Annotated in this window: 1 protein-coding gene; it reads right to left on the bottom strand. The window is 52.9% G+C overall.

Annotation, left to right across the window (positions count from 1 at the left end):
- A partial coding sequence (locus R7Z77_RS25460) for a PAS-domain containing protein (RefSeq protein WP_318137063.1) occupies positions 1 to 724 on the bottom strand: 724 nt, incomplete at both ends.

The raw sequence follows: 724 nt of genomic DNA, 5'->3' as shown, positions 1-724 counted from the left end.
TGGGATCATAGTGAACTCGATCCCCTGTTGTTTGGCCAATGCGCTGAATTCCGCATTGAGGTTCGCCAAAACATCGTTGACCGCGAAGCCATGAACATTGACTTCCAACTTACCCGATTCCAAACGCGAAATATCCAGCAAATCTCCGATCAAATCTTCCGCCGCGCCTAACGCACTTTCGATGTGTGCCGACAACTTGCGGGTTTCGCTGTCTTTGGCTACTTCAGAAAGTGAAGACGCAAACAAACGGGCGGCATTGAGCGGCTGCATCAAGTCGTGACTTACGGCCGCTAAAAAACGCGATTTCGATTTCGATTCCAAATCCGAACGCTGCGTCGCTGCCACCAACTGCTTATTGAGTTGCTCCAACTCTCTAGTGCGCGCACGCACTCGTTCTTCTAACGTTTCATTGGCGTCTTTCAGTGCTTGCTCGGCATCGCGGAATACGGTGATGTCCGTAAAGCTCATTACAAAACCACCGCCGGGCATCGGGTTACCCTGCACTTCAATCACTCGTCCATCAGGGCGCACACGGGAAGAGGTATGTCGTGTACCTTGCTCAAGGTGATACACGCGGCGGCGTACATGGTCTTCAGGATCTCCGGGGCCACACAAACCTTGCTCAGCATTGTGGCGAATCACATCAGCAATCGGTCGGCCGACTTGAATCAATCCGGGCGGGAATACAAACAGCTCTAGGTAACGCTGGTTCCACGCCACCAGC

Source organism: Vibrio sp. 1401 (assembly GCF_033340295.1).
The sequence above is the reverse complement of the archived record's forward strand: the minus strand, read 5'-3'. Positions and strand labels throughout refer to the sequence as shown.